This window comes from Variovorax sp. P1_H2, assembly GCF_056405295.1.
On record NZ_JBFUCJ010000040.1, the window covers coordinates 29,263 to 51,783 of the forward strand.

Sequence of the window (22,521 nt, forward strand, 5' to 3'; positions counted from 1 at the left end):
CCGCGCAACCCCTCGTCCATCGAACAGATCAAACCCATGAACGACATGACCCTGCCACCGTTGCCCGAGTCCCAATCCGTGGACTACGACCCCTTTGGCGCCACCGAGGTTCAGCGCGTCGTGCCGACCACCGAGGCGCAGCGCGAGATCTGGCTGGCCGACCAGCTGTCGCCGGATGCCTCGCTGGCCTACAACGAATCGATCTCCCTGGTGATGGAGGGCGCGCTCGAACTGGCCGCGCTGGAACGTGCACTGCAGCTGCTGGCCGACCGGCACGAGGTGCTGCGCTCCAACATCGGCCCCGAGGGTACCGAGCTCTATGTCGCCGCCCACGTGCCGCTGCCGCTGCAAACGATTGACCTGTCGGCGCTGGACGCCGATGGGCGTGCCGCCGGCCTGCAGGCGCAGCGCACGCAAGCCGTCACGCAGCACTTCGACCTGGGTTGCGACGTGCTGATCCGCGCCACCTTGGTGAAGCTCGGTCCCGCCAGCCATGAGTTGATCCTGACGGCACACCACATCGTCTGCGACGGCTGGTCCTTCGGCGTCATCGCCAGCGAGCTGATGCAGCTCTACCGCGACGGCCAGGCCTCTGCGCTACCGCCGGCGCCGGGTTTTTCCGACTACGCCCTCGCCCTTTCGCAACCGGAGGCGCTGCGCGAACGGGCCCAGGACGAGGCCTACTGGGTCGCCAAGTACGACCGCTCGGTGCCGACCATCGACCTGCCGACCGACCGCGCCCGCGCCGCGCTGCGCACCTTTGCCGCGCGCCGCGAGGACATGGTGTTCGGCGCGCAGCGGCTGGAGCGGGTGCGCCGCTTCGGCTCCAGCCAGGGCGCCACCCTGTTCGCCACCTTGCTGGGCGTGTTCGCCGGCCTCGTCAGCCGCTTGGGCGGCCACAGTGACCTGGCGCTGGGCATTCCGGTGGCCGGCCAACTGGCCGAGGGACAGGAAGGCCTGGTGGGCCACTGCGTCAACCTGCTGCCGATCCGGCTGGCAGCCGACATGGACGAAGACGTTGGCGCGCTGGTGCGCAATGCCAGCACCGCCCTGCTGGACGGCTTCGAACATTCGAAGATGACCTTCGGCAGCCTGCTGACGCGCCTGCAGATTGCGCGCGATCCGAGCCGCGTGCCGCTGGTGCCGGTGATGTTCAACGTGGAAGCCGGAATCGCCTTGCCCGAGATGTCGGACGAACAGCCGAAGGTGCGGGTGCACTCCAATCCGCGCCTCTACGAGAACGCCGAGATCTTCCTCAACATCGTCCAGGTCGACGGCAGCCTGGTGCTGGAGTGCCAGTACAACAGCGACCTGTTCGATGCGCAAACCATCCAGCGCTGGCTCTCCCTGTACTGCGAGGCGCTGGACCGCTGCGCCGCCGATCCGGCGATCAGCGCCGCTGCGGCCTTTGCCCCGACCGCGCAGGAAGCGGCCACGCTGGCCATCTTCAACGGCGCCAAGGTCGACTACGACGCGAGGGCGCGCATCGAATCCCTCTTCGACGCTCAGGCCGCGGCCCGGCCCGACGCCATCGCCCTGAGTTGCGGCGACCGGCAGCTGTCCTACGCCGAGCTGCAGCAGCGTGCGAACGCGGTGGCCACGCAGCTGCGCGCCCTGGGCGCCGGCGCGGGCGACCTGGTGGGCCTGTGCTGCGACCGCAGCGAACACATGATCGTGGCGCTGTACGGCATCCTGAAGTCGGGCGCCGGCTTCGTGCCACTGGACCCCACCTTCCCGATCGAGCGCCTGGCCTTCATGGCCGAGGACGCCGGCCTGCGCCACATCGTGGGCGACGACAGCACGCTGGCGCGCTGGCAGGCCACCGGCCGCGCCACCGTCAATGCGGCGCAAGTCACGCCCAGCGCCGAGGCGCCAGCTTCGGCGGGCACGTCCGACAACGTGGCCTACGTGATCTACACCTCCGGCTCGACCGGCCGGCCCAAGGGCGTGATGGTGCCGCACCATGCGGTGCAGAGCCTGCTGGCCGGGCTGCGCGTCATGCCCGGCGTGCAGCAGCACCATGTGATGCTGGCGGTGACCACCCTGTCCTTCGACCTCTCGGTGTTCGAGGACATCCTGCCGCTGACCCTGGGTGCGCGCATCGTCATCGCCGACCGCCCGACCACCAAGGACGGCGACAAGCTTCGCGAGCTGATCGAGCGCGAACAAGTCACCTGCATGGGCGCCACGCCCTCCACCTGGCGCCTGCTGCTGGCCACCGGCTGGCAGGGGCGCGGCGACATGCTGGCCGTGTGCTGCGGCGAGCCGCTGCCGCCCGAGCTGGGGCGCGAGCTGCTGCCGTGCGTAGGCGCGCTCTGGAACGGCTACGGCCCGACCGAGACCACCGTGTTCTCCAACTTCCACCGCCTGGAAGAACCGATCCCGCCGCTGGTGCCGATCGGCAAGCCGGTGGCCAATGCACAGGTGCACATCCTGGACGCCAAGCAGCGTCCGCTGCCGATCGGCGTGATGGGCGAGATCTTCATCTCCGGCGCCGGCGTGACGAAGGGCTACTTGAACCGCCCCGAACTCACGGCCGAGCGCTTCCTCGATGCGCCCACCACCGAGGACCCGCAGCGCCGCTGGTACCGCAGCGGCGACCTGGGCCGCTGGCGCGCCGATGGCCTGGTGGAGTGCAAGGGCCGCACCGACCAGCAGATCAAGATCCGCGGCTACCGCATCGAGCTGGGCGAGATCGAGGCCAACCTGGCCACCCACCCGGCCCTGGAGCGGGTGGTGGTGATCACCCGCGAAGACCAGCCCGGCGACGTGCGCATCGTGGCCTACGTGGTGCCGCGCGGCCCCATGCCCGACGTGGCGCAGCTGCGCGAGCACCTGGGCCGCATGCTGCCCAGCTACATGATTCCGCAGCACTTCGTGCCGATGACGGTGTTGCCCCTCTTTGCCAGCGGCAAGTTCGACCGCCAGTCGCTGCCGGCGCCGGACGCCGGCCAGGCGGCCAAGAGCCGCGGCCAGCGCATTGCGCCGCGCAACGAGGACGAGCGCGCGGCGCTCACGATGATGGAAGAGGTGCTGAACCTGCCGGGGCTCAGCGTCGATGACGACTTTTTCGCGTTGGGCGGCCACTCGCTGCTCGCCGCACGGCTGACGGCGCGCCTGAACCGGGAACTGCACCTTCAGCTGCCCTTCCGCACCCTGTTCGAGGCGCCCACGGCCGAGAAGCTGGCGCGTGCGCTGGCGGCGGCGCGTGCATCCAACGCGCCGCGCCGCGATCCGCTGGTGCACGACGCCGCCCGCCGCAGCGCGCCGATGACGCCGATGCAGGAACGCATCCGCTTCATGGAGCAGCTGCACCCGGGCCGGCCGGTCTACAACGCGCCCTCCGGCCACCGCTTCACCGGGCCCCTGGACGTGGACAAGTTCCGCGCCGCCTTTGCCCAAGTGGTGCGCCGCCAGTCGACCCTGCGCACCTACATGTCCAACGACGAGGATGGCCTCGGCATCCAGGCCATCGCCGACCAGGTGGACTTCGAGATGCCGCTCACCGACCTGAGCGGCCTGCCCGAAGCGCTGCGCGAAGCCCGGCTGACGGAAGAGATGCAGCGCGTGGCCGACTCCTCCATGGACATCCATCAGGCGCCCCTCTTCCGAGTGGCCCTGTTCAAGGTGAGCGACCAGGACCATGCCTTCGCCTTCGTGCCGCACCACCTGATCTGGGACGGCTGGTCCTTCGACCTGCTGCAGATGGAACTGGCCGAGATCTACGGCGCCCTGGTGCGCGGCGAGCAGCCGCAACTGCCGGCATTGCCCATGAGCTATGGCGACTACGCCGAGTGGTACCAGAACTGGCTGGCCCAGGAAGAATGCGCCGGCCAACTGCAGTTCTGGAAGGAACGCTTCGCCAAGGCACCTGTGCCGGTGGCGGCCCAGACCGATATGCCGCGCGGCATCGGCGCCAGCGGTGAAGGCCGGCCGCACTGGATCCGCATCGAGCGAGAAGCCTCGGAGCAGCTGCGCGCGCTGGCCCGCCAGGCCGACCTCACGCTCAACATGCTGATGTTGGCCACCTACAGCCTGATGATGGGCCGCGCGATCGACACCGATTCGGTGGTCATCGCGGTGCCGGTGCGCGGTCGCGAGGCGCCCGAGCTGGAAAAGGTGATGGGCTTCTTCACCAACCTGCTGCTGGTGCAGTTGCAGATCGACGGCACGCAGCGCTTTGTCGACTATGCGCGCTACGTCAAGGAAGAGCTGCTGGCCGTCACCAGCCACCAGCAGATTCCCTTCGAGCGTGTGGTGGCCGAGCCAGAGGTCAGCGCCCGTACCACCGGCGCCGGCCCCTACCACGCCCTGTTCTCCTTTCAGGATGCGCGCGAGCGCCCCAGCGACTTCGGCGCCGGTCTCACGCATCGCCAGTTGCACCTGCGCCAGCGCGGCGCCACCGACGACCTGGGCCTGTGGCTGATGGACAAGCCGCACGGCATGGAGGGCGCGATCATCTACAACGCCGACATCTACCTGCCCGAAACCGGCGAGGCCTTCCGCGATCGCTTCCTCGAGTTGCTGCAGAAGGTGGCGCGATCGCCCGAAGCCCCGGTGGCCGAGCTGGCCGACCCGGCCGGCTCCGCCGCCGCCCAGGTGCTGGCGCGCCTGAAGGCCGATGGCGCCCGAGCCAGCTCGACGCAGCAGGCGCGCCTGGCGGCGCAGCGGCCGGCCAACGGCCACCAGGAACTGCTGATGCCGGAGCAGGCCCAGCTCGCGCAGATCTGGGCCTGCGCGCTGGGCATCGACGTCAACGACATCCACCCGACCGACAACTTCTTCGACCTGGGCGGCGACTCGCTCCTGGCCATGCGCGCGCTGCAACAGGCCGAGCAGGCCCTGGGCTTTCGGGTCGAGGYGCGCCGCTATGTCTTCGAGACGCTGGGGCAGCTCGCGTCGGCAGCGGCCGGCACCCCCCTCTACGCAGCGGGCGCGGCGGGCGGCATGCTGGCCACGGCACCGGCGGAGGCCGGTTCCCGGCGCGGGCTGCTCGGGCGCGTGTTCTCGGGCTGGGGCCGCAAGAATTGAGGGGGCCCCCATGTCGATCAGCCCGCTGCACTTCGACGCGCCCTGCCTGCTCTGGCAGGTCGATCTCGACGCGCCGCCCGAACCGGCCTACGTGGCCTGCCTCTCGGAGGCGGATTGGGAGCGCGCCCGCCGCTTCGTGTTCCGGCGCGACCGCGAGCGCTTCGTTGYCGCGCACGCAGCCCTGCGGCAGATCCTCTCGATGCGCACCGGCATCTCGGCGGCCTTGCTGGAATTCGACCAGGGCGAATTCGGCAAGCCCTCGCTGGCTGGCCAGGCGGACCTCCGCTTCAACCTGAGCCACAGCCAGTCTGTGGCGCTGATCGCGGTCCACGAAGACGCCGACGTCGGGGTCGACATCGAGGTGCTGAGGCCGATGCCCGATGCCCTGGCGCTCGCCGCGACCTGTTTCACGCCTGACGAGATCCGGTTCCTGCAGGCATTGCCGAGCGACGCCCGGGACCACGCCTTCCTGGTCGGCTGGACCCGCAAGGAAGCCTGCCTCAAGTCGCTGGGACTCGGGCTGTCGGCCGATCCCACATGTCTGGAAGCGGGGCTCGAGACCGCCCCGCGGCGCGTTCGCTACACTGCGGAGGATCGTGTTCAACTTATGCGCGTGATGTCGGTGCCCCTGGGTGCGGGCATGGTCGGCGCGCTCGCCTTCGAGACCGAAGGCACGCATGCAGCTGTCGCCAGGACGAACCCGGCGGCGCTGGAGATTCTTCGATGACTCCTTTCTATTTCGGCCCGCCCGAGCGCACGCTGTTCGGCATCTACCACCCGCCCCAGCGAGAGAACGAATCCCGACCGGCGCTGCTGATGTGCTGCCCCTATGGCCATGAGTCGATTCGCGTCCATCGCCTGTACCGGGTCCTGGCAGACCGGATCGCCCGCCTCGGGGTCGCCGTCCTGCGCTTCGACTTCTTCGGCAACGGCGAGTCCGGCGGCGACGACGAAGAGGGCGAGATGAAGGGCTGGCAGTCCGATCTGCTCAGGGCCCACGAAGAGCTCGTGCGCCGCTCGGGTTCGCAGCAGCTGACCTGGCTCGCAGCGCGGCTGGGCGCCACACTGGCGCTCCAGGCCGCACGCCATGCGGAGGGACTGACACGGTTGATCCTCTGGGAGCCGATCCTCGATGGCCCTGCCTACGTGGAGGAACTTCACGCCGGGCAGCTCGCGATGCTCGAAGTGGGCTACTACGCCAAGAACCCCGCGTGGTATGAGCGCCACGAGCCCGACGACGGCGTCCGGATCACCGAGGCGCTGGGCCACCGGGTCAGCGGCGCGCTGGCCGCACAATGGGCGGCGCTGAGTCCGGAGTCGATCACGCTCGATGTCGCCCTGCCGGCGACCGTCTTCGCCCCACCGCAGGACGAGCGGACGCGCCAATGGTGCGCCCGCCAGACTTCCCGCGGCCGCACGGTCACCCATGAGGCGCTCGAGCACCCGATCGTCTGGACAGCCGATCCGATTCCCAACCAGGCTATCGTGCCGGTTGAAGTGACGCGCCGAATTCTTTCGCTCATCCGATGAACGACTATCGAGACGAACCCATCCTCTTCGGACCCGAGCAGCGGCTTCTGGGCGTGGTCACGCGGCCGCTCGGCAACCCCCTGGCAGGCGTCGCCTGCCTGATGTTCAACTTCGGCATCACGCATCGCGCCGGCCCGCGCCGCATCCAGGTCAAGCTGGCGCGACGGCTGGCACGGCAAGGCGTCGCGTCGCTGCGATTCGACCTTTCGGGACTCGGTGACAGCCTGTCGGCGCAGACCGCGCTGGGCTTCGAGGAGCAGGCCCTCGAAGACTTGCGCCTCGCGGTCGACCAGATCGAGCAGCAGCTCGGAATCCGGCAGGTGATCGTCATCGGCCTGTGCTCGGGCGCGGTCCACGGATTCCAAGCCACGCTGCGAGACCCGCGCATCGTGGGCCTTGTCGCCTTCGACAGCCACACGTTCACGAGCCGCAGTGCCAAGCTGGAGCGCAGGCTTCGGCGCTTCCTGAGGTTCCCGGTGGCCCAGACGCGCCACTGGATCGAGCGCCTGCTCGGCACGGACCGGCCGCCCGATGGCGACCTGCTGCGCTCCGGCGTGCAGTCGAAGGTATTGACCGCGGACGATTTCCGGCGCGACATCCAATCCATGACCGCGCGCGGGGTGTCGATCTACCTGATCTATTCCGCGACGCTCCAGAGCCGCGACCGCAACAAGGACCAGCTCCACGCCCTGCGCGGTGACGCTGTCCTGGACCAGCTGCGCTACCAATTCATGCCGAACCTGGACCACTCGTTCACCGAGCTCGCAGGCCAGGCGTTCTTCCTCGATGCGGTCTGCCTGTGGGTGAAGGAATTCCAGGACAAGCGGACCGAGCCGGCAGCCGTCGCGACAGCGGAGGCCGCAGCGCCGACGACCATCGAGATCGTCAGGCGCCAGGAAGCACTGGCGGCTGCCTGACGAGCGCGCCTCAGGCGTGTGCCGGGCCGGAGGCGGCAAGCGTCTCCGAAGGCAGTTCCTGCAGCGGGCCGCTGCCGCTGTAGCGGTCCAGCGCCAGGTAGATCGCGGGCGTGATGTAGAGCGTGATCACCTGCGAGAAGATCAGCCCGCCGACCACCGCCACGCCCAGCGGCTGACGCAGCTCGGCGCCGGCGCCGAGGCCCAGCGCGAGCGGCAGCGCGCCCATCATCGCGGCCAGCGTGGTCATCATGATCGGGCGGAAGCGCAGCCGGCAGGCCTCGCGGATGGCGTCGACCGGCTTCATGCCCTCGCTGCGCTGCGCATCCAGCGCGAAGTCGATCATCATGATCGCGTTCTTCTTGACGATGCCGATCAGCAGCAGGATGCCGATGGTGGCGATCAGCGTGAGGTCGAAGCCGAAGAGCTTGAGCGACAGCAGCGCGCCCACCGCCGCCGAAGGCAGCCCGGCCAGGATGGTGAGCGGGTGGATATAGCTCTCGTACAGAACGCCGAGCAGCACGTAGATCACCAGCACCGCCAGGATCAGCAGCACCGCCTGACTCGACTGCGAACTCTGGAACACCGCCGCATCGCCGCCGTAGCTGGTGATGATCGTCGGCGGCATCTTGAGCTCTTCCTTGAACCGGTCGATCTTCGCCGTGGCATTGCCGAGCGGAACGTCGGGCGCCAGATTGAAGGACACCGTCACGGCCTGAAGCTGGCCCTGGTGGTTGATCGAGGTCGGCCCGACCGTGCGCTTCACCGTGGAGAAAGCCGACAACGGCACCAGCTGCCCGGCCTTGTTGCGCACCGACAGGCGCGACATGTCTTCCTCGAACTGCCGGTCGCTGTCGGCCGCCGAGAGGATGACCTGGTAGGTGTTGCTGGCGCCGTAGATGCTGCCGATCTGGCGGTCGCCGTAGGCGTTGTAGAGCGCGGTGCGAAGGTCGCCGACCGCGACGCCGAGCACACCCGCCTTGTCGCGGTCGATGTCGAGCGTGGCCTGGAGACCGCGGTTCTGCGAATCGCTCGTGACGTCGCGGAAGACCGGGTCGGCGCGCATGCGCTCCATCAGCTTGTCGGCCCACACGTTCATGGCGCCGGCATTCACGCTTTGCAGCGTGTACTGGAAGCGGGCCTTGCTTTGCCGGCCGCCGAGACGCAGGTTCTGGATCGGCTGCATGTAGACCGCAACGCCCGGGATTTCGCGGAAACGCTTGCGCAGAGATTCGAGCACCTGCGGCATCGGCAGGCGCTCCTTGCGCGGCTTGAGCACCACGAACAGCCGCCCGGCGTTCTGCGTGGCCGTCGGGCCGCCGACGCCGATGAACGAATTGACGTAGTCCACGCTCGGGTCGGCCATGAGCGCATTGGCGACGCGCTCCTGCAGGGCCTTCATCGCGGGGAAGGAAATGTCCTCGGCCGCCTCGGTCGTGACCTGGATCTGCCCGATGTCCTCCTCGGGGAAGAAGCCCTTCGGAATGGTGATGAACATCCACGCCGTGAGCGCAAAGGTCGAGGCCGCGACGACCAGCATCACGTTGCGGTGATGCAGCGTCCAGCCGAGCGTGCGCATGTAGCTGGCGTGCACCCAGCGGTAGCCGCGCTCGAAGGCCCGGCCGATGGCGGTGCCCGGTTCCGGATGCTCTTCTTCGTGGTCGATCGCGCCGCCTTCGCGCGGCGTGTGCCTGAGCAGCCGGCTGGCGAGCATCGGCACCAGCGTGAGCGACACGACGGCCGACACCATCACCGCGAGCCCCACGACCACCGCGAATTCATGGAACAGCAGGCCGATCACGCCCGGCATGAAGAAGATCGGGATGAACACCGCCACCAGCGAGATCGAGATCGAGATGATGGTGAAGCCCACTTCGCGCGCACCGCGCAGCGCGGCGGCGAAGGGCTCCATGCCCTTCTCGACGTAGCGCATGATGTTCTCGAGCACGACGATCGCGTCGTCCACCACCAGGCCCACCGCAAGCGTGATGCCGAGCAGCGAGACGTTGTCGAGGCTGTAGCCGAAGGCGTAGAGCAGCGCGACCGCGCCGATCAGCGAGATCGGGATCGTGAGCGCCGGGATCAGCGTGGCCACCAGCCGGTGCAGGAACAGGAAGATCACCAGCACCACCAGCGCGATGGTGCCCAGCAGCGTGAGCTGCACGTCGTGCACCGCTTCGCGGATCGAGAGCGAGCGGTCGTTGAGGATGCGGATATCGACCGACTGGGGCAGCTCTTGCCTGAAGCGCGGCATCAGCGCGCGCACTGCGTCGACCACCTGCACCGTATTGGCATCGGGCTGGCGCTGCACGGCCAGCGAGATGGAACTCTTGCCGTTGTAGGCGCTGGCCGTCTTGACCGACTCGAAGCTGTCCTCGATGGTCGCCACCTCGTCCAGCCGCACCGGCGAGCCGTTGCGCTGGCCGACGATGACCTTGGCGAAGTCGGCCGCCTTCAGCATCTGCTCGTTGGCCTGGATGGTGAGGGTCTGGCGCGGGCCGTCGAGCACGCCCACCGGCGTGTTGGCATTGGCCAGCCGCACCGCGTTGGCGAGTTCGTCGAGCGTGATGTTGCGCGCGTTGAGCAGGTCGGCATCGGCCTTGACCCGCACCGCGAAGCGCTTCTGCCCGTAGACCGCCACCTGCGCCACGCCGTCGATGGTCGACAACGTGGGCGAGACCAGGTTCTCGGCATAGTCGTTGAGATCGGACGGCGTCATCGAATCCGACGTCATCGCGATGAACAGCACCGGCGCATCGGCCGGGTTGACCTTCCGGTAAGAAGGCAGCTGCGTGAGTTCGACGGGCAGCAGCCGCTGCGCGCGCAGCAAGGCGGCTTGCACATCGACCGCCGCCGCGTCGATGTCGCGCGAACTCACGAATTCGAGCGTGACCGAGGTCACGCCCTGGGTGTTGACCGAGCTGATGGTCTGCAGGCCGGGGATGGTGGAAAACTGCTTTTCGAGCGGCAGCGCCACCGACGACGCCATGGTCTCCGGACTGGCCCCCGGCAACTGCGCAGACACGGCGATGACCGGCGTGTTGTAGCTCGGCAGCGCCGCGACCGGGATCTGGAAATAGGCAAAGATGCCGACCACCACCACCGCGGCGGAGAGCAGCACCGTCATCGCAGGACGACGGATGCAGAGCTCGGAGATGTTCATGTGCGCTCCCGGTCCGCGACGACACTGGCGCTGGACGGCGCGACCGAGGCCGCGCTGCCCGGCGAAGGCCCGGGCGCCGCGTTGCCGGGCTGCTGCGCGTCGATGCGGACCTTGCCGCCGGACCGCACGTTCTGCTTGCCCTCGATCACCACCTGCTCGCCCGGCTCGACCCCTTTCACGACCACCTGGGTGCCGAAGTTGTAGACCGTCTGCACCTGACGCCGGGTCGCCTTGCGCTCGGCATCGACCACGTAGACCGAAGTGCCGTCGGCCAGCATCATCAGCGCCGAGGCCGGCAGCACGGTGGCGTTGTCGATGGTGCGCACCGTCACCCGGGTCTCGACGAACTGCCCGGGCCAGAGCGCCTGGTCGGCGTTGTCGAACACCGCCTTGGCGCGCACCGTGCCGATCAGCGGATCGACCGTGTTGTCGACGAAGCTCAGCGTGCCCTGCAGCGGCGCCTTGCGGCCGGCCGCCAGGGCCTCGACCGGCGTGTGCTCGCGCGCCGCCTGCAGCAGGTCCTGCAGCTTGCCTTCAGGCACCGGGAAGCTCACTGCGATCGGGTCCAGCTGCGTGATCGTGACCAGCGACAGGCTGGGCTGCACCAGCGTGCCAGGGTAGATGTTGACCGCGCCGATGCGGCCGGCGATCGGTGCCCGGAGCGTGGCATAGCCCAGCGCCACCTGGGCCGACTGCACCGCGGCCCGGTCGGCCGCCACCGCGGCGCGCTGCGCCTCCAGTTGCGACAGCGTCGCATCGGCGGCGCTCTTGGCGATGAAGTTCTGCGCCACCAGTTCCTGGCTGCGCTTGTACTGGCGCTCCAGGTCGGCCAGCATGGCCTCGTCGCGCTGCTGCTGGGCCCGCGCCTTGGCAAGGTTGGCCTGGTCCGGACGGTCGTCGAGCGTGAAGAGCAACTGGCCGGCCTTGACGAACTGGCCTTCCTTGACATGCACCTCGCGCACCGTGTTCGTCACCTGAGGCCGCAGGTCGACGCTGTTGAGCGAGACCACGCTGCCGTTGACCTGGACCGTGACCGGGACGTTCTGCCGCCGGGCGGCCGCCAGGGTGACCAGTGCCGGCGCGCCGGCGCCGGGGGCGGCGGCCTGGGTGGCCGCGGCGCTGCGGGTCTTGGCGCCCGACCACCACCAGGTGCCCGCCGCAACGGCGACGACCAGCACACCCGAGAGGGCGAGAGCGAGATTCTTCTTCATGGGGTTCCAGGTGGGATCGGATGGATCGGGGGCCTGCGGCGACACAAAATTTCCCGGCGGCAACTATTGGAGCAGCGAGCCGCAGAAAGAGCCCGCATCCATCGTAAAGAAATGTAAAGCGCCCGGGCAGAATGGCACGGTCCAGGGCTTCTCCTGCCCCGCCCGACCGCTAGAATTCGCGCTCCACAGCCTCTGGATGTACCCCATGAATCGCTGCAAATCGCCCTTTTCGAGACGCCTCGCGGTCGCGCTGGCCGCCCTGATCGTGCCCGCCGGCGCGCTCTTCTGCGGCCCGGCCGCGGCCCAGCTGCTCGACCCCTCGGCGACCCAGAACGAAGCCGCCAACGGCGGCCGCAACTTCCCGCCGGGCACCTTGCGCGGCCGCTTCATGGTCGTGAACTCGCCCGAGATCCAGCTCGACGGCCAGCCCGAGCGCCTGTCGCCGGGTGCCCGCATCCGCAGCGCCGAGCGCATGCTGGTGATGCCGGCGGCGATCACCGGCCAGAACCTGCTGGTGAACTACACCCGCGACGCCGCCGGCCTGGTCCACGAAGTCTGGATCCTGACGCCGGATGAAGCCCGCGCCAAGCGCGCCTCGGCCGACAAGCCCTTCTTCAACTTCTGGCCTTTCGTGGCCGACAGCGGCCCGCGCGACGACGGCAAGACGCCCTTCGACCAGTTGCCGAAATACGGCCAGTAAACAGCTCACCCCCAGGTTGGCTCACTTCGTGTAGCCGCCCACCCCCTCTGCGGGGGCGACACCAGCGGCCTGGCAGAGCCAGTTCCGCGGTGTCTCCCGAAAAGACAGTGAACCCCGATCCCCACCGGGAGAGCCCCATGACCCCCAAAGTTTTCATCAAGACCTTCGGCTGCCAGATGAACGAGTACGACTCGGACAAGATGGCCGACGTGCTGCGTGCCGCCGAAGGCTACGAGCCCACCACCAACGTGGACGAGGCCGACCTGATCCTGTTCAACACCTGCTCGGTGCGCGAGAAGGCGCAGGAGAAAGTCTTCTCCGACCTCGGCCGCGTCAAGCACCTGAAGGCCAAGGGCGTGAAGATCGGCGTCGGCGGCTGCGTCGCCAGCCAGGAAGGCGCCGCGATCATCGCCCGTGCGCCCTATGTCGACGTGGTCTTCGGGCCGCAAACCCTGCACCGCCTGCCCGAGATGCTGAGCAAAGGCGCCCGCGAGGGCCGTCCGCAAGTCGACATCAGCTTCCCCGAGATCGAGAAGTTCGACCACCTGCCGCCGGCCCGGGTCGAGGGCGCCACCGCCTTCGTCTCGATCATGGAAGGCTGCTCGAAGTACTGCAGCTACTGCGTCGTGCCCTACACCCGCGGCGAGGAGATCAACCGGCCGCTGGACGACGTGCTGGTCGAGATCGCCGGCCTCGCCGACCAGGGCGTGCGCGAAGTCACCTTGCTGGGCCAGAACGTCAACGCCTACCGCGGCCGCATGGGCGACACGGCCGAGATCGCCGATTTCGCCACCCTGATCGAATACGTCGCCGAGATCCCGGGGATCGAGCGCATCCGCTACACCACCAGCCACCCGAACGAGTTCACCCAGCGCCTGATCGACGTCTATGCCCGCGTGCCCCAGCTCGTGAGCCACCTGCACCTGCCGGTGCAGCACGGCAGCGACCGCATCCTGATGGCCATGAAGCGCGGCTACACCGCGATGGAATACAAGAGCACGGTCAAGAAGCTGCGGGCGATCCGGCCCCGGCTCGCGCTCAGCAGCGACTTCATCGTCGGCTTCCCGGGCGAAACCGACGAGGACTTCGGCAAGATGATGCGGCTCATCGACCAGCTCGAGTTCGACGCCAGCTTCAGCTTCATCTTCAGCCCGCGGCCCGGCACGCCGGCGGCGGCGCTGCATGACGACACGCCGCATGCGGTCAAGCTGGCGCGGCTGCAGCAGCTGCAGGCCGTGATCGACGGCAACGTCAAGCGCTTCGGCGAAAGCCGCGTCGGCACGGTGCAGCGGGTGCTGGTCGAGGGCGCCTCGCGCAAGGACGCGCGCGAGCTGATGGGCCGCACCGAGTGCAACCGGGTCGTCAATTTCGAAGGCGACGCCCGGCTGGTCGGCCAGATGGTCGACCTGCGCATCACGCGCTCGCTGGCCTACACGCTGCGCGGCGAGGTCGTGACGGCCGAATCCACGCAGGCCGGCCGCGCCGCTGCGTTGCCGGTCGCTTGATGGCGAAACTGACTTCGGCCCGCGGCTCGTTCCAGCAACTGCTGCTGTTCGCGTTCCTGCTGATCACCGCGCTGCTGGTGGGCGTGGCGCTGCGCGCGGTGTTCCAGTACGACGTGCTGATGACCCAGAGCCGCGACGCCGCGGCGCGGGCGCTGACGCTGTCCGGCGCCGCGCAGTCCCTGGCCGAGCGCAGCGCCGCCATGGAGCGCGCCGGGCGCCAGTCGCTGGTGCTCAACGACGCCGTGCTGCGGCGCCGCTTCGAGGACGCCGCGCGCGACGCCCGCCAGGTGCTGGGCCGGCTCGGCGCCAACGGCCTCGGTCCCGACGGCCCCGACAAGTGGCGCGAGCAGCTCGACGTCATCCAGGGCCTGATGAGCGGCGCCCCCGAGACCTCGCTGGCACGCGAAAGCTCGATGGCGGTGCAGTTCCGGGAGCTCGACGCMCTCAACACCCAGATCGCGCAGCAGGCGCAGTTCCTGATCGAGACTCAGAACAACGAGCTGGCCCAGCGCATCGAGACCGCGCGCAAGCGGCTGATGCGGCTGGTGATCGCCGCCAGCGCGCTGGCGGTTTCGCTGGCGCTGGCCTTCGGCATCTGGCTGGCGCGCCCGTTCAAGCGGCTCGAGCGCGCGATCGTCGGGCTTGGCGAGAACCGGCTCGACGTGCCGATCGACATCCACGGGCCGGCCGACGTGCGGCGGGTGTCGCAGCAGCTCGAGTGGCTGCGGCTGCGGCTGACCGAACTCGACGCCGACAAGGCACGTTTCCTGCGACACGTCTCGCATGAACTCAAGACCCCACTGGCCGCACTGCGCGAAGGCGTTTCGCTGCTGGAAGACGGCGTGACCGGCGCCCTCAACCCGGCCCAGCTCGAGGTGACGCAGATCCTGCAGCAGAACACGGTCGCGCTGCAGGGCCAGATCGAAGCCCTGCTGCGCTTCAACGCGGCCGCCTTCGAGGCCCGCGAGCTGCGCCGCGAGCGCACGCCGCTGTTGCCGCTGATCGAGGAGCAGATCGAGGCCCAGCGCCTGCAATGGCAGGCCAACGGCCTCACGGTACGGGCCGAGGGCGAACCGATCTCGGTGGTGGTCGACCCGGTCAAGCTCGGCACCGCGCTGGCCAACCTGCTGTCGAACGCGATCCGCTTCTCGGCCCGCGGCGGCACCATCACGATCACGGTGTCGAGCACCGCCGAGACCGCGCAGATCGACATCGCAGACGCCGGCCCGGGCGTCGCAGAGGGCGATCGCGACCGGGTCTTCGAGCCTTTCTACCGCGGCGAGCGACAGCCCCAGCATTCGGTCAAGGGGACCGGCATCGGCTTGTCGATCGTGCAGGAGTACATTGCAGCCCATGGCGGCCGCATCACGCTGCTGCCGGAGGGACCGGGGGCGCGATTCCGCATCGCGCTGCCGCGCTCCGCCTGACTTCCATCGCCCACGCGCCATTTCCTAGGTCCATGCTTTCCTCGATCTTTCGCAGATCCGCCATCGCCATGAGCTGCGTCGTGCTGCTGCTGGCCGGCTGCGCCGCGCCCCGCAAGCCGGCGCCCGCGCCGGTCGCGGTCGCCGTCGCCCCACCGCACGCGCCACCGGCGATCACCCCGGTCGAGGCCGAACCGCTGGCGCCGGCGACCCAGCCCGCCAGCATCTTCAGCCAATGGACCCAGGGCCCGGTGGGCGCCATGCTGGCCTACGCCGACAAGGTGCGGCCGCTGGGCGCGCCCGAGCTGGCGGCCGAACTCAACCGCCTCGGCGACCTGGTCGAGACCCCCGCGGTGCAGATGCAGATGGCGATCGTGCTGGCCCAGACCCGAGGTGCCGGCGACCTCGCGCGCGCCATCGCCCTGCTGCAGCGCCTGATCTCCAACCCTTCCGCCGATGCCCTGCCGCTGCAGCCGCTGGCGCGCGCGCTGGCGGCCCGCTACGCCGAGCAGCGCAAGGTCGAGGACGACCGCGACAAGCAGGCGCAGCAGCTGCGCGACAGCCAGCGCCGCATCGACCAGCTGAACGACCGCATCGAGGCCCTGCGCGCCATCGAGCGCAGCTTCGCGCGGCCCAACCCGGCGCCCGCGGCGCCGAAGGCGGCCCCATGAGCGCCGCCCGGCCGCCCGAAGGCGCTCGCACCGCAGTGCGAAGCGCGGAGGTTCGTTTATGAGCGGCGCCCGCCTGCTGGTGGTCGACGACGACGCCGACATGCTGCGGCTGCTGTCGATGCGGCTGACATCGGCCGGCTACCAGGTCACGGCCGTGACTTCTGCCGAGTCGGCGCTGACCCAGCTCGAGATCGAGCACCCGCAGCTGGTGCTGTCCGACGTCCGGCTGCCGGGCCGCGACGGCCTGGCGCTGTTCGACGAGATCCKCAAGCGCCATCCGACCTTGCCGGTGATCCTGCTGACCGCGCACGGCACCATTCCCGATGCGGTCGAGGCCACGGCGCGCGGCGTCTTCACCTACCTCACCAAGCCCTACGACGCCCGTGAGCTGCTCGAAAAGATCGGCCAGGCGCTGGCCCTGGGCTCCCCGCCGGCCGCGCCCGGCAAGGCCGGCGACGAGAGCTGGCGCGCCGAGATCGTGAGCCGCAGCAACCGCATGGCCGAGCTGCTGGCCGAGGCCCGGATGGTCGCCAAGTCGGACGCCAGCGTGCTGCTGCGCGGCGACAGCGGCGCCGGCAAGGAAGTGCTGGCGCGCGCCATCCACCGTGCCAGCGCGCGCGCCGACAAGCCCTTCGTGGCGGTCAATTGCGGCGCCATCCCCGAGGCCCTGCTCGAATCCGAGCTGTTCGGCCACATGAAGGGCGCCTTCACCGACGCGGTCGCCAACCACAAGGGCTTGTTCCAGCAGGCCGACGGCGGCACGCTGCTGCTCGACGAGATCGGGGACATGCCGCCGGCCCTGCAGGTCAAGCTGCTGCGGGTGCTGCAGGAGCGCGCGGTGCGCCCGCTCGGCGGCAGCCAGTCGATCGCGGTCGATGTCCGGATCATCTCGGCCACCCACCGCGACCTCGATGCCGCGATGGAGGCCGGGCAGTTCCGCGAAGACCTGTACTACCGCCTCAACGTCGTGACACTGAGCCTGCCGCCGCTGTCGGCGCGGCGCGAAGACATCCCGCTGCTGGCCAACCACTTCCTGCAGCGGCTGTCGACCAAGTACGGCAAGCGGCTGTCGGGCTTCGCGCCCGAGGCGCTGAAGGCGCTGACCACCGCCTCCTGGCCCGGCAACGTGCGCCAGCTGTACAACGTGGTCGAGCAGGTCTGCGCACTGTCGAGCTCGCCGCTGATCCCGCTGGCGCTGGTGCAGCGCGCGCTGCGCGTGCCGAGTGTCGAAGTGCAGACCTACGCCGAGGCCAAGCAGCGCTTCGAGCGCGATTACCTGGTCGGTTTGCTCAAGCTGACCGATGGCAACGTGGCCGATGCGGCCCGCCTCGCCGACCGCAACCGGACCGAGTTCTACCGCCTGCTGCAGAAGCACGAACTCACGCCAGGCCACTTCAAGGCCGACGCCCCGTCGCCGGGCGGCGAAAACGGTCGCTGACCAGCGACACGCCAAGTTGTTGATTTGATTGGGTTTTGTCAGTCAGGCTTCCTGGCTGTCGGGCCCAGGCGACAAATTCGGGGGTCTGGCGGCCTTTTTCGCCCGGCGCCCACCGCGAAAAGCCGGAAATTCAGTCCAAGCGATTGATTTCAAAGGGTTTTTCGGCCCTGGCACAGGGTTTGCCCCTGTACAGGCATGACAGCACTCACCAGCCCCACTTTCGCACTGCGTCCGCAGCGCGACGGCCTGCGTCAAAAGCAGTTTTCCCTCTTGCGGCCGCGTGCCGCGGGTCAGGTGCTGGCAGCCCAGGCGGGCGCCGGCCACTTCGCGCCCGAGAGCGTGTTCAAGCGCTTTCCGGCAATCGGCGACACGCCCTCCTTCGACAAGCAACGCGGCTGAACCCCATGAAGCCCACGCAATACGCCCAACCGAAGCTGCTGGCCGAAAGCGATTTCTCGCATCGCAGCCCGCTGCGCGAGGAACGCCACCCGAACTCGGTGACGGCGCCCCCGATCAACCGCGGCTCGATGACGCCCCGCCCCTGGCGCGGCTTCTGGAACAGCATCGGCACCGCCCTGCTCGTGAAGCTGGGCGCCGGTGCCGTGTCCAAGTCGGTCGGCAAGACCGCCGGACCGCAGCAGCCCTGGCAGCGTGCGGCCGCGCAGCGCCGCCTCGCGTTCCTGGCACTGACCGTGCTGAGCACCGTGGCCGCCGCCACCCTGTTCGCCCGCGTCCAGCCCGACTACGACAACCTGTGGCTCGAATACAGCCAGATCGCGCTCTATGCGGTTCTTTCGGGCTGGGTCGTGACCGGCTTCGTGACCGCGCTGATGGGCTTCTACGTCTCGGTGCGCGGTGACAAGCACGCGCTATCGGCCAAGCAGGTGGCCGACCACCCGATGGACCCCGCGGCCCGCACGGCGATCATCATGCCGATCTGCAACGAGGACGTGTCGACCGTGTTCGCCGGCCTGCGCGCAACTTGCGAATCGGTGGCCGCCACCGGCCACGCGCGGCAGTTCGACGTCTTCGTGCTGTCCGACAGCTACACGCCCGAGATCGCCGCCGCCGAGCGCGCCGCCTGGGAAGACCTGCGCGCCGCACTGGCCCTCAACTACGCGAACAACCCCAACCAGCCCCAGGTCGAGGTCTACTACCGCCTGCGGACCCGCCGCACGCACCGCAAGGCCGGCAACGTGGCCGACTTCTGCCGCCGCTGGGGCAAGGACTACCGCTACATGGTCGTGCTCGACGCCGACAGCGTCATGAGCGGCGACTGCCTGACCGCGATGGTCAAGCTGATGGAAGCCAACCCCACGGCCGGCATCATCCAGACCGCGACCCAGGCCATCGGCCATGTCACGCTGCACGCCCGCGCCCAGCAGTTCGCCTCGCGCATGACCGGCCGCCTGTTCACGCTCGGCATGCAGTTCTGGCAGCTCGGCGAGTCGCACTACTGGGGCCACAACGCGATCATCCGCGTCCAGCCCTTCATGGACCACTGCGCGCTGGCGCCGATCAAGGGCAGCGGCGGCATGTCGGGCGGCATCATGTCGCACGACTTCGTCGAGGCTGCGCTGATGCGCCGCGCCGGCTACCACGTGTGGCTGGTTGCCGACCTGGTCGGCAGCTACGAGCAGCAGCCGCCGGACCTCTTGTCCGAGCTGCAGCGCGACCGCCGCTGGTGCCAGGGCAATCTGCAGAACGCCCGCCTGATGGCCGAGCCCGGCCTGCACCCGGTGCACCGCGCAATGTTCGTCACCGGCACCATGGCCTATGCCTCGGCGCCGCTGTGGCTGGCCTTCCTGACCCTCGGCACGGCGCTGTGGCTGACCGGTTCGAGCGTGGTCGAGCACTGGCTCGCGATGCCGATGGAGCTCGCCGGCCTGTGGATCTGGACGCTGTGCCTGCTGTTCCTGCCGCGCATCCTGGGCCTGATCGCGGTCGTGATCCGCGGCGAGCAGCGGCAGTTCGGCGGCATCGGCGGCCTGCTCAAGAGCGCCGCGCTCGAAAGCGCGATGGCGATCGTCCAGGCGCCGGTGCGCATGCTGGCGCACTCGCTGTTCGTGGTGGTCGCGCTGACCGGCCTCAAGCTCGACTGGAAGTCGCCTCCGCGCGAAGCCGCCGCCGTCTCGTGGCGCATCGCGGTCTCGCAGCTGGCGCCGATGTCCTTCGTGATCGCCGCGCTGGCCGTCGGCATCGCGCTGATCGATGCCAGCGCACTGACCTGGCTGATGCCCGTGGGCCTGCCGCTGCTGCTGGCGATCCCGCTGACCGTGCTGACCAGCCAGATCGGCTTCGGCATCGCGCTGCGCGACCGCGGCTTCCTGCTGATCCCCGAGGAATCGCGCTCGCCGGCGGTGCTGCGCAGGGCCTGGATGCATGCGCTGCGGCTGTCGCGGCCTGCTGCCGCCTGAGTCGGTTCGAGCCCTCGAAAAAAAGCCCCGCGATGCGGGGCTTTTTTGCTTTGGAAGATTTGCACGTTGGTCTCACGCTTGCGCGCATTGGCTATGCGCAGACAAGCTGACAGCGGAAGGCAGTCGCCGCATTCGACGAACTGCAAGCGATAAGAATTCGGAGAGCGAAATCTTTTTCTAGCATTCGCCTTCACTGGAATATCCGTACGTGCAGGCAAATGGATCATGCCATCCATTATTTTTGTAAAACAAGTAGACAACATCCTCTCCGAGGAATGTAAACCTAGCCACACCGCTTGAAAACAATATCCACCGGCCACTGTAGTTATCGCTAAAGGTCAGCGAGCCTTCAGCGTAGCACGTGGTATATCGATCATTTCTAATTGCCGCTTCAACCGGGTACGCTCTGTTGAAAAATCTGATCACCTGACTTTTCGTTGGTCTGAATTTCTTACAGGCATTTATCTCGTTTACGTTCGAGACCGACTCAACCGTCGCCCCGATTATTTCAATATTCAAATTCTTTACCGTTCGGGCGTACCCAGTCGCCCCCCCAGCAGCAACAGAGACAGGGCCGCTGTCTTAAGCGACAAATGCGTTCCTACCATTTCGCGGCGCCCGCCTCAGAAGGGGTTTTTCTCGCTATTTCCGGATGACGGTAGATTTCGCTCATCGAGATATTCAGGGTATCGGCAAGTTCACGAACGAGCCATTTAAGAGAGGCATTCTGTGCGTCATTCACATCCTCAAATTGCTGCTCCTTTTGGCCTGGCACTTCAAATGATCGACCAACAATCTCAATCCCAATCGCGTCCGCGTTTATGGGGTAACGGTCTGGAAATGGCTTTCTATACTCTCGATCGGACATAGCTTGAGGCTGCCATTTCTTTTCCAAACCGCTTACCACCTTAAACTCCGCAGGAGTACATTTTTGCGTATGAAGGCATCGCGATCGCAGCATGCCAATGTGGATCGTGACCTTGTATAAGGACGCAGTTTGATAGATCGTGCCGTCTTTATCAATCAGAAAATGGGCGCCCTTTGCACCTTTTGCGCTGTAGCTGCCTCAGGGCGGACTGGAACGACCCACCTGTTTGATGGACAATCAAGCCATTGACCTTGCGCAACGGTCCGCGCTCAATTTGAGGAAATATCTTCATCTTGATTTTCGCCCCGGCATCGACGTGTCCATCTTTTGTGATGTAAAGCATATGCCTTTTTCCGCCTCTTTATTCGCTTGCATGTCGTAGCCGGCCGCAACGGTACCGGCGGACCCGCCCTGCTGATTTTGGATGACGTATTCTTGTTTCACCCTGGCAAAAGAAAGACCAACCTGCTCCGTGCGCTGCGAGCAATTTGCGTACTGAGCGAGTCATTTTGCCACCGATGGGCCGATGGCCACCCTGCGCGGGCAGGCAGGCGACCCAGGCCGCGCCGCCGCACGAAATTCTTGCATCGCTCAGATTTTCGGATTAGCACTCTAGGGTATCGCCCAACCCGTATGAGCAAGCAGTAGGATCAACCCATTTATTATTTTTGTAAAACAAAATAACGGTATCACCTTCCGCCCAGGTTATGCCACCGACCCCGCCCGACGTAATGCTCCAGCTTGCTTCTCCGAAGTCGTCAAAAACGAGGGTTCCTGCCGCATAACAAGGGGCATATCTCTCATGCGAGGCCCAACGACGTGGCACCGGGTAGGCTTTGCTGAAAAAGTTCTTAATCTGCTTTATGGTGGGCTTGAATTGCTTGCACTGCTGAGTCAATCCTTTTTCCATGGTATTTGTAGTCACACCGGACTCTAGAATATTTATCTCTTTGATGGTTCTAGAGCTTGCATGAAAAGAAATCGCCAACGCAAATACGGCGATGGCCGATCTGACAAATGATGCGTTCTTGGTGGTTACCATTTTGCGGTACTCGCTTCAGTTTCATTTTTTCTGCCGATCTGCGGATGCCTGTAAATTTCTTGCATTGATACACCAAATGTTTCGACAAGCTCTTTCATCAGCCATTTAAGAGACGAATTTTGCGCATCCGTTACAGACTCGTATATTTCTTTCCCTGGGTTGCCATACGACATGCCAACGATTTCAATCCCAATGGCGTCAGCGTTGGAGGGCTATCTATCGGGCCATTTTTTTACCTTCTCGTTCGCGTGGATCGCCTCAGCTCTTTCGCTGTTGCCTTTTATTTTCTCCAAGGCACTTGCACTCTTCAACTCTGTAGGCGTGCATTTTTGCGTGATTACGCACCTCGATTGAAGAAAGCCTACATGATTGGTCACTCTGAAAAGCGATGCGGTTTGGTAAATCTGCCCATCCTTGTCAATTAAAAAGTGAGCACCGTTGGGCGGCCTGGGGCCTTTTGTGTTGGCGTATGAATTAAATGCGCCTTGTGCGGTGGGGTTATTGGTTTGATGGACCACGATGCCGTTCACCGCATCGAGCTTTCCGCGCTCGATTGTTGAATAAATCTTTACCTTGATTTTTTCCGCATCGACGATTCCGCCACGGC

At 67.0% G+C, this 22,521-nt stretch carries 18 protein-coding genes and 1 pseudogene; 11 read left to right on the top strand and 8 right to left on the bottom strand.

The features are described 5' to 3' along the window. The first annotated feature begins 36 nt into the window (after nucleotides 1-36). From AC1D2E_RS15930 to AC1D2E_RS15945, 4 genes are read left to right on the top strand one after another with little or no spacing between them, the layout of a single operon-like run. Nucleotides 37-5,031, top strand: coding sequence for an amino acid adenylation domain-containing protein (locus AC1D2E_RS15930; protein WP_478198276.1), 4,995 nt, complete (start codon nucleotides 37-39; stop codon nucleotides 5,029-5,031). 10 nt (nucleotides 5,032-5,041) lie between these two features. Continuing rightward, complete coding sequence (locus AC1D2E_RS15935) at nucleotides 5,042-5,758, top strand: 4'-phosphopantetheinyl transferase family protein (RefSeq protein ID WP_478198277.1); 717 nt, start codon at nucleotides 5,042-5,044, stop codon at nucleotides 5,756-5,758. After that, nucleotides 5,755-6,561 carry a serine aminopeptidase domain-containing protein gene (locus AC1D2E_RS15940; RefSeq protein ID WP_478198278.1) on the top strand — a complete coding sequence of 269 codons (807 nt, stop codon included), beginning with the start codon at nucleotides 5,755-5,757 and terminating at the stop codon, nucleotides 6,559-6,561. Before AC1D2E_RS15935 ends, AC1D2E_RS15940 begins: the two co-directional genes overlap by 4 nt. After that, the gene (locus tag AC1D2E_RS15945; RefSeq protein ID WP_478198279.1) at nucleotides 6,558-7,478 is read left to right on the top strand and encodes an alpha/beta hydrolase family protein; all 921 of its coding nucleotides are present in this window, start codon (nucleotides 6,558-6,560) and stop codon (nucleotides 7,476-7,478) included. Before AC1D2E_RS15940 ends, AC1D2E_RS15945 begins: the two co-directional genes overlap by 4 nt. Nucleotides 7,479-7,488: 10 nt before the next feature. Here the strand turns inward: AC1D2E_RS15945 and AC1D2E_RS15950 are convergent, their stop codons facing one another. Continuing rightward, a complete protein-coding gene (locus AC1D2E_RS15950; protein ID WP_478198280.1) occupies nucleotides 7,489-10,638 on the bottom strand; it encodes an efflux RND transporter permease subunit in 3,150 nt (1,049 codons plus the stop codon). Beyond that, the gene (locus AC1D2E_RS15955) at nucleotides 10,635-11,849 is read right to left on the bottom strand and encodes an efflux RND transporter periplasmic adaptor subunit (RefSeq protein WP_478198281.1); all 1,215 of its coding nucleotides are present in this window, start codon (nucleotides 11,847-11,849) and stop codon (nucleotides 10,635-10,637) included. Before AC1D2E_RS15955 ends, AC1D2E_RS15950 begins: the two co-directional genes overlap by 4 nt. A 205-nt stretch (nucleotides 11,850-12,054) precedes the next feature. On the opposite strand from AC1D2E_RS15955, the gene AC1D2E_RS15960 reads away from it, so the two are divergent. The 7 genes from AC1D2E_RS15960 to mdoH all read left to right on the top strand — a co-directional run bounded on the left by AC1D2E_RS15960 (nucleotide 12,055) and on the right by mdoH (nucleotide 20,004). Beyond that, a complete protein-coding gene (locus AC1D2E_RS15960) occupies nucleotides 12,055-12,549 on the top strand; it encodes a hypothetical protein (protein WP_478198282.1) in 495 nt (164 codons plus the stop codon). Between the two features lie 137 nt (nucleotides 12,550-12,686). After that, nucleotides 12,687-14,054, top strand: coding sequence for a tRNA (N6-isopentenyl adenosine(37)-C2)-methylthiotransferase MiaB (miaB, locus tag AC1D2E_RS15965; protein WP_478198283.1), 1,368 nt, complete (start codon nucleotides 12,687-12,689; stop codon nucleotides 14,052-14,054). Then, nucleotides 14,054-15,481, top strand: a complete 1,428-nt coding sequence (locus AC1D2E_RS15970) for a sensor histidine kinase (RefSeq protein WP_478198284.1) — start codon at nucleotides 14,054-14,056, stop codon at nucleotides 15,479-15,481. Before miaB ends, AC1D2E_RS15970 begins: the two co-directional genes overlap by 1 nt. 68 nt (nucleotides 15,482-15,549) lie before the next feature. Next, on the top strand, nucleotides 15,550-16,149 hold the full coding sequence (locus AC1D2E_RS15975) for a hypothetical protein (protein ID WP_478198285.1): 600 nt from the start codon (nucleotides 15,550-15,552) through the stop codon (nucleotides 16,147-16,149). Nucleotides 16,150-16,207: 58 nt separating this feature from the next. Next, nucleotides 16,208-17,587: a sigma 54-interacting transcriptional regulator gene (locus tag AC1D2E_RS15980; RefSeq protein ID WP_478198286.1), complete on the top strand. Its 1,380-nt coding sequence runs from the start codon at nucleotides 16,208-16,210 to the stop codon at nucleotides 17,585-17,587. Between the two features lie 195 nt (nucleotides 17,588-17,782). After that, nucleotides 17,783-17,986, top strand: coding sequence for a hypothetical protein (locus AC1D2E_RS15985; RefSeq protein WP_478198287.1), 204 nt, complete (start codon nucleotides 17,783-17,785; stop codon nucleotides 17,984-17,986). Nucleotides 17,987-17,991: 5 nt separating this feature from the next. Further along, nucleotides 17,992-20,004, top strand: coding sequence for a glucans biosynthesis glucosyltransferase MdoH (gene mdoH / locus AC1D2E_RS15990; RefSeq protein ID WP_478198288.1), 2,013 nt, complete (start codon nucleotides 17,992-17,994; stop codon nucleotides 20,002-20,004). Nucleotides 20,005-20,605: 601 nt separating this feature from the next. Here mdoH and AC1D2E_RS15995 read toward each other — a convergent pair. The 6 genes and pseudogenes from AC1D2E_RS15995 to AC1D2E_RS16020 form a co-directional block, all read right to left on the bottom strand. After that, nucleotides 20,606-21,031: a peptidoglycan recognition protein family protein gene (locus AC1D2E_RS15995; protein WP_478198292.1), complete on the bottom strand. Its 426-nt coding sequence runs from the start codon at nucleotides 21,029-21,031 to the stop codon at nucleotides 20,606-20,608. Next, nucleotides 21,024-21,215: a hypothetical protein gene (locus tag AC1D2E_RS16000; protein ID WP_478198289.1), complete on the bottom strand. Its 192-nt coding sequence runs from the start codon at nucleotides 21,213-21,215 to the stop codon at nucleotides 21,024-21,026. The genes AC1D2E_RS15995 and AC1D2E_RS16000 overlap by 8 nt, the downstream gene beginning before the upstream one ends. 11 nt (nucleotides 21,216-21,226) lie before the next feature. Next, a pseudogene (locus tag AC1D2E_RS16005) lies at nucleotides 21,227-21,343 on the bottom strand (Hcp family type VI secretion system effector); the annotation flags it as partial. Nucleotides 21,344-21,476: 133 nt separating this feature from the next. Further along, nucleotides 21,477-21,914 (bottom strand): hypothetical protein, encoded by a 438-nt coding sequence (locus AC1D2E_RS16010; RefSeq protein ID WP_478198290.1) that lies wholly within the window; start codon nucleotides 21,912-21,914, stop codon nucleotides 21,477-21,479. Beyond that, complete coding sequence (locus AC1D2E_RS16015; RefSeq protein ID WP_478198293.1) at nucleotides 21,908-22,108, bottom strand: peptidoglycan recognition protein family protein; 201 nt, start codon at nucleotides 22,106-22,108, stop codon at nucleotides 21,908-21,910. Before AC1D2E_RS16015 ends, AC1D2E_RS16010 begins: the two co-directional genes overlap by 7 nt. Before the next feature lie 18 nt (nucleotides 22,109-22,126). Further along, nucleotides 22,127-22,521, bottom strand: a 395-nt coding sequence (locus AC1D2E_RS16020; protein WP_478198291.1) for a peptidoglycan recognition protein family protein, incomplete at its 5' end; no start/stop codon positions are given.

Bases quoted from the DNA above. Each gene is read 5' to 3' on its own strand.
- AC1D2E_RS16010 (WP_478198290.1), bottom strand. From the start codon at position 21,914: ATGGTAACCACCAAGAACGCATCATTTGTCAGATCGGCCATCGCCGTA.
- AC1D2E_RS15960 (WP_478198282.1), top strand. From the start codon at position 12,055: ATGAATCGCTGCAAATCGCCCTTTTCGAGACGCCTCGCGGTCGCGCTG.
- AC1D2E_RS15975 (WP_478198285.1), top strand. From the start codon at position 15,550: ATGAGCTGCGTCGTGCTGCTGCTGGCCGGCTGCGCCGCGCCCCGCAAG.
- AC1D2E_RS15950 (WP_478198280.1), bottom strand. From the start codon at position 10,638: ATGAACATCTCCGAGCTCTGCATCCGTCGTCCTGCGATGACGGTGCTG.
- AC1D2E_RS15955 (WP_478198281.1), bottom strand. From the start codon at position 11,849: ATGAAGAAGAATCTCGCTCTCGCCCTCTCGGGTGTGCTGGTCGTCGCC.
- AC1D2E_RS15945 (WP_478198279.1), top strand. From the start codon at position 6,558: ATGAACGACTATCGAGACGAACCCATCCTCTTCGGACCCGAGCAGCGG.
- mdoH (WP_478198288.1), top strand. From the start codon at position 17,992: ATGAAGCCCACGCAATACGCCCAACCGAAGCTGCTGGCCGAAAGCGAT.
- AC1D2E_RS15985 (WP_478198287.1), top strand. From the start codon at position 17,783: ATGACAGCACTCACCAGCCCCACTTTCGCACTGCGTCCGCAGCGCGAC.
- AC1D2E_RS15940 (WP_478198278.1), top strand. From the start codon at position 5,755: ATGACTCCTTTCTATTTCGGCCCGCCCGAGCGCACGCTGTTCGGCATC.
- AC1D2E_RS16000 (WP_478198289.1), bottom strand. From the start codon at position 21,215: ATGCTTTACATCACAAAAGATGGACACGTCGATGCCGGGGCGAAAATC.
- miaB (WP_478198283.1), top strand. From the start codon at position 12,687: ATGACCCCCAAAGTTTTCATCAAGACCTTCGGCTGCCAGATGAACGAG.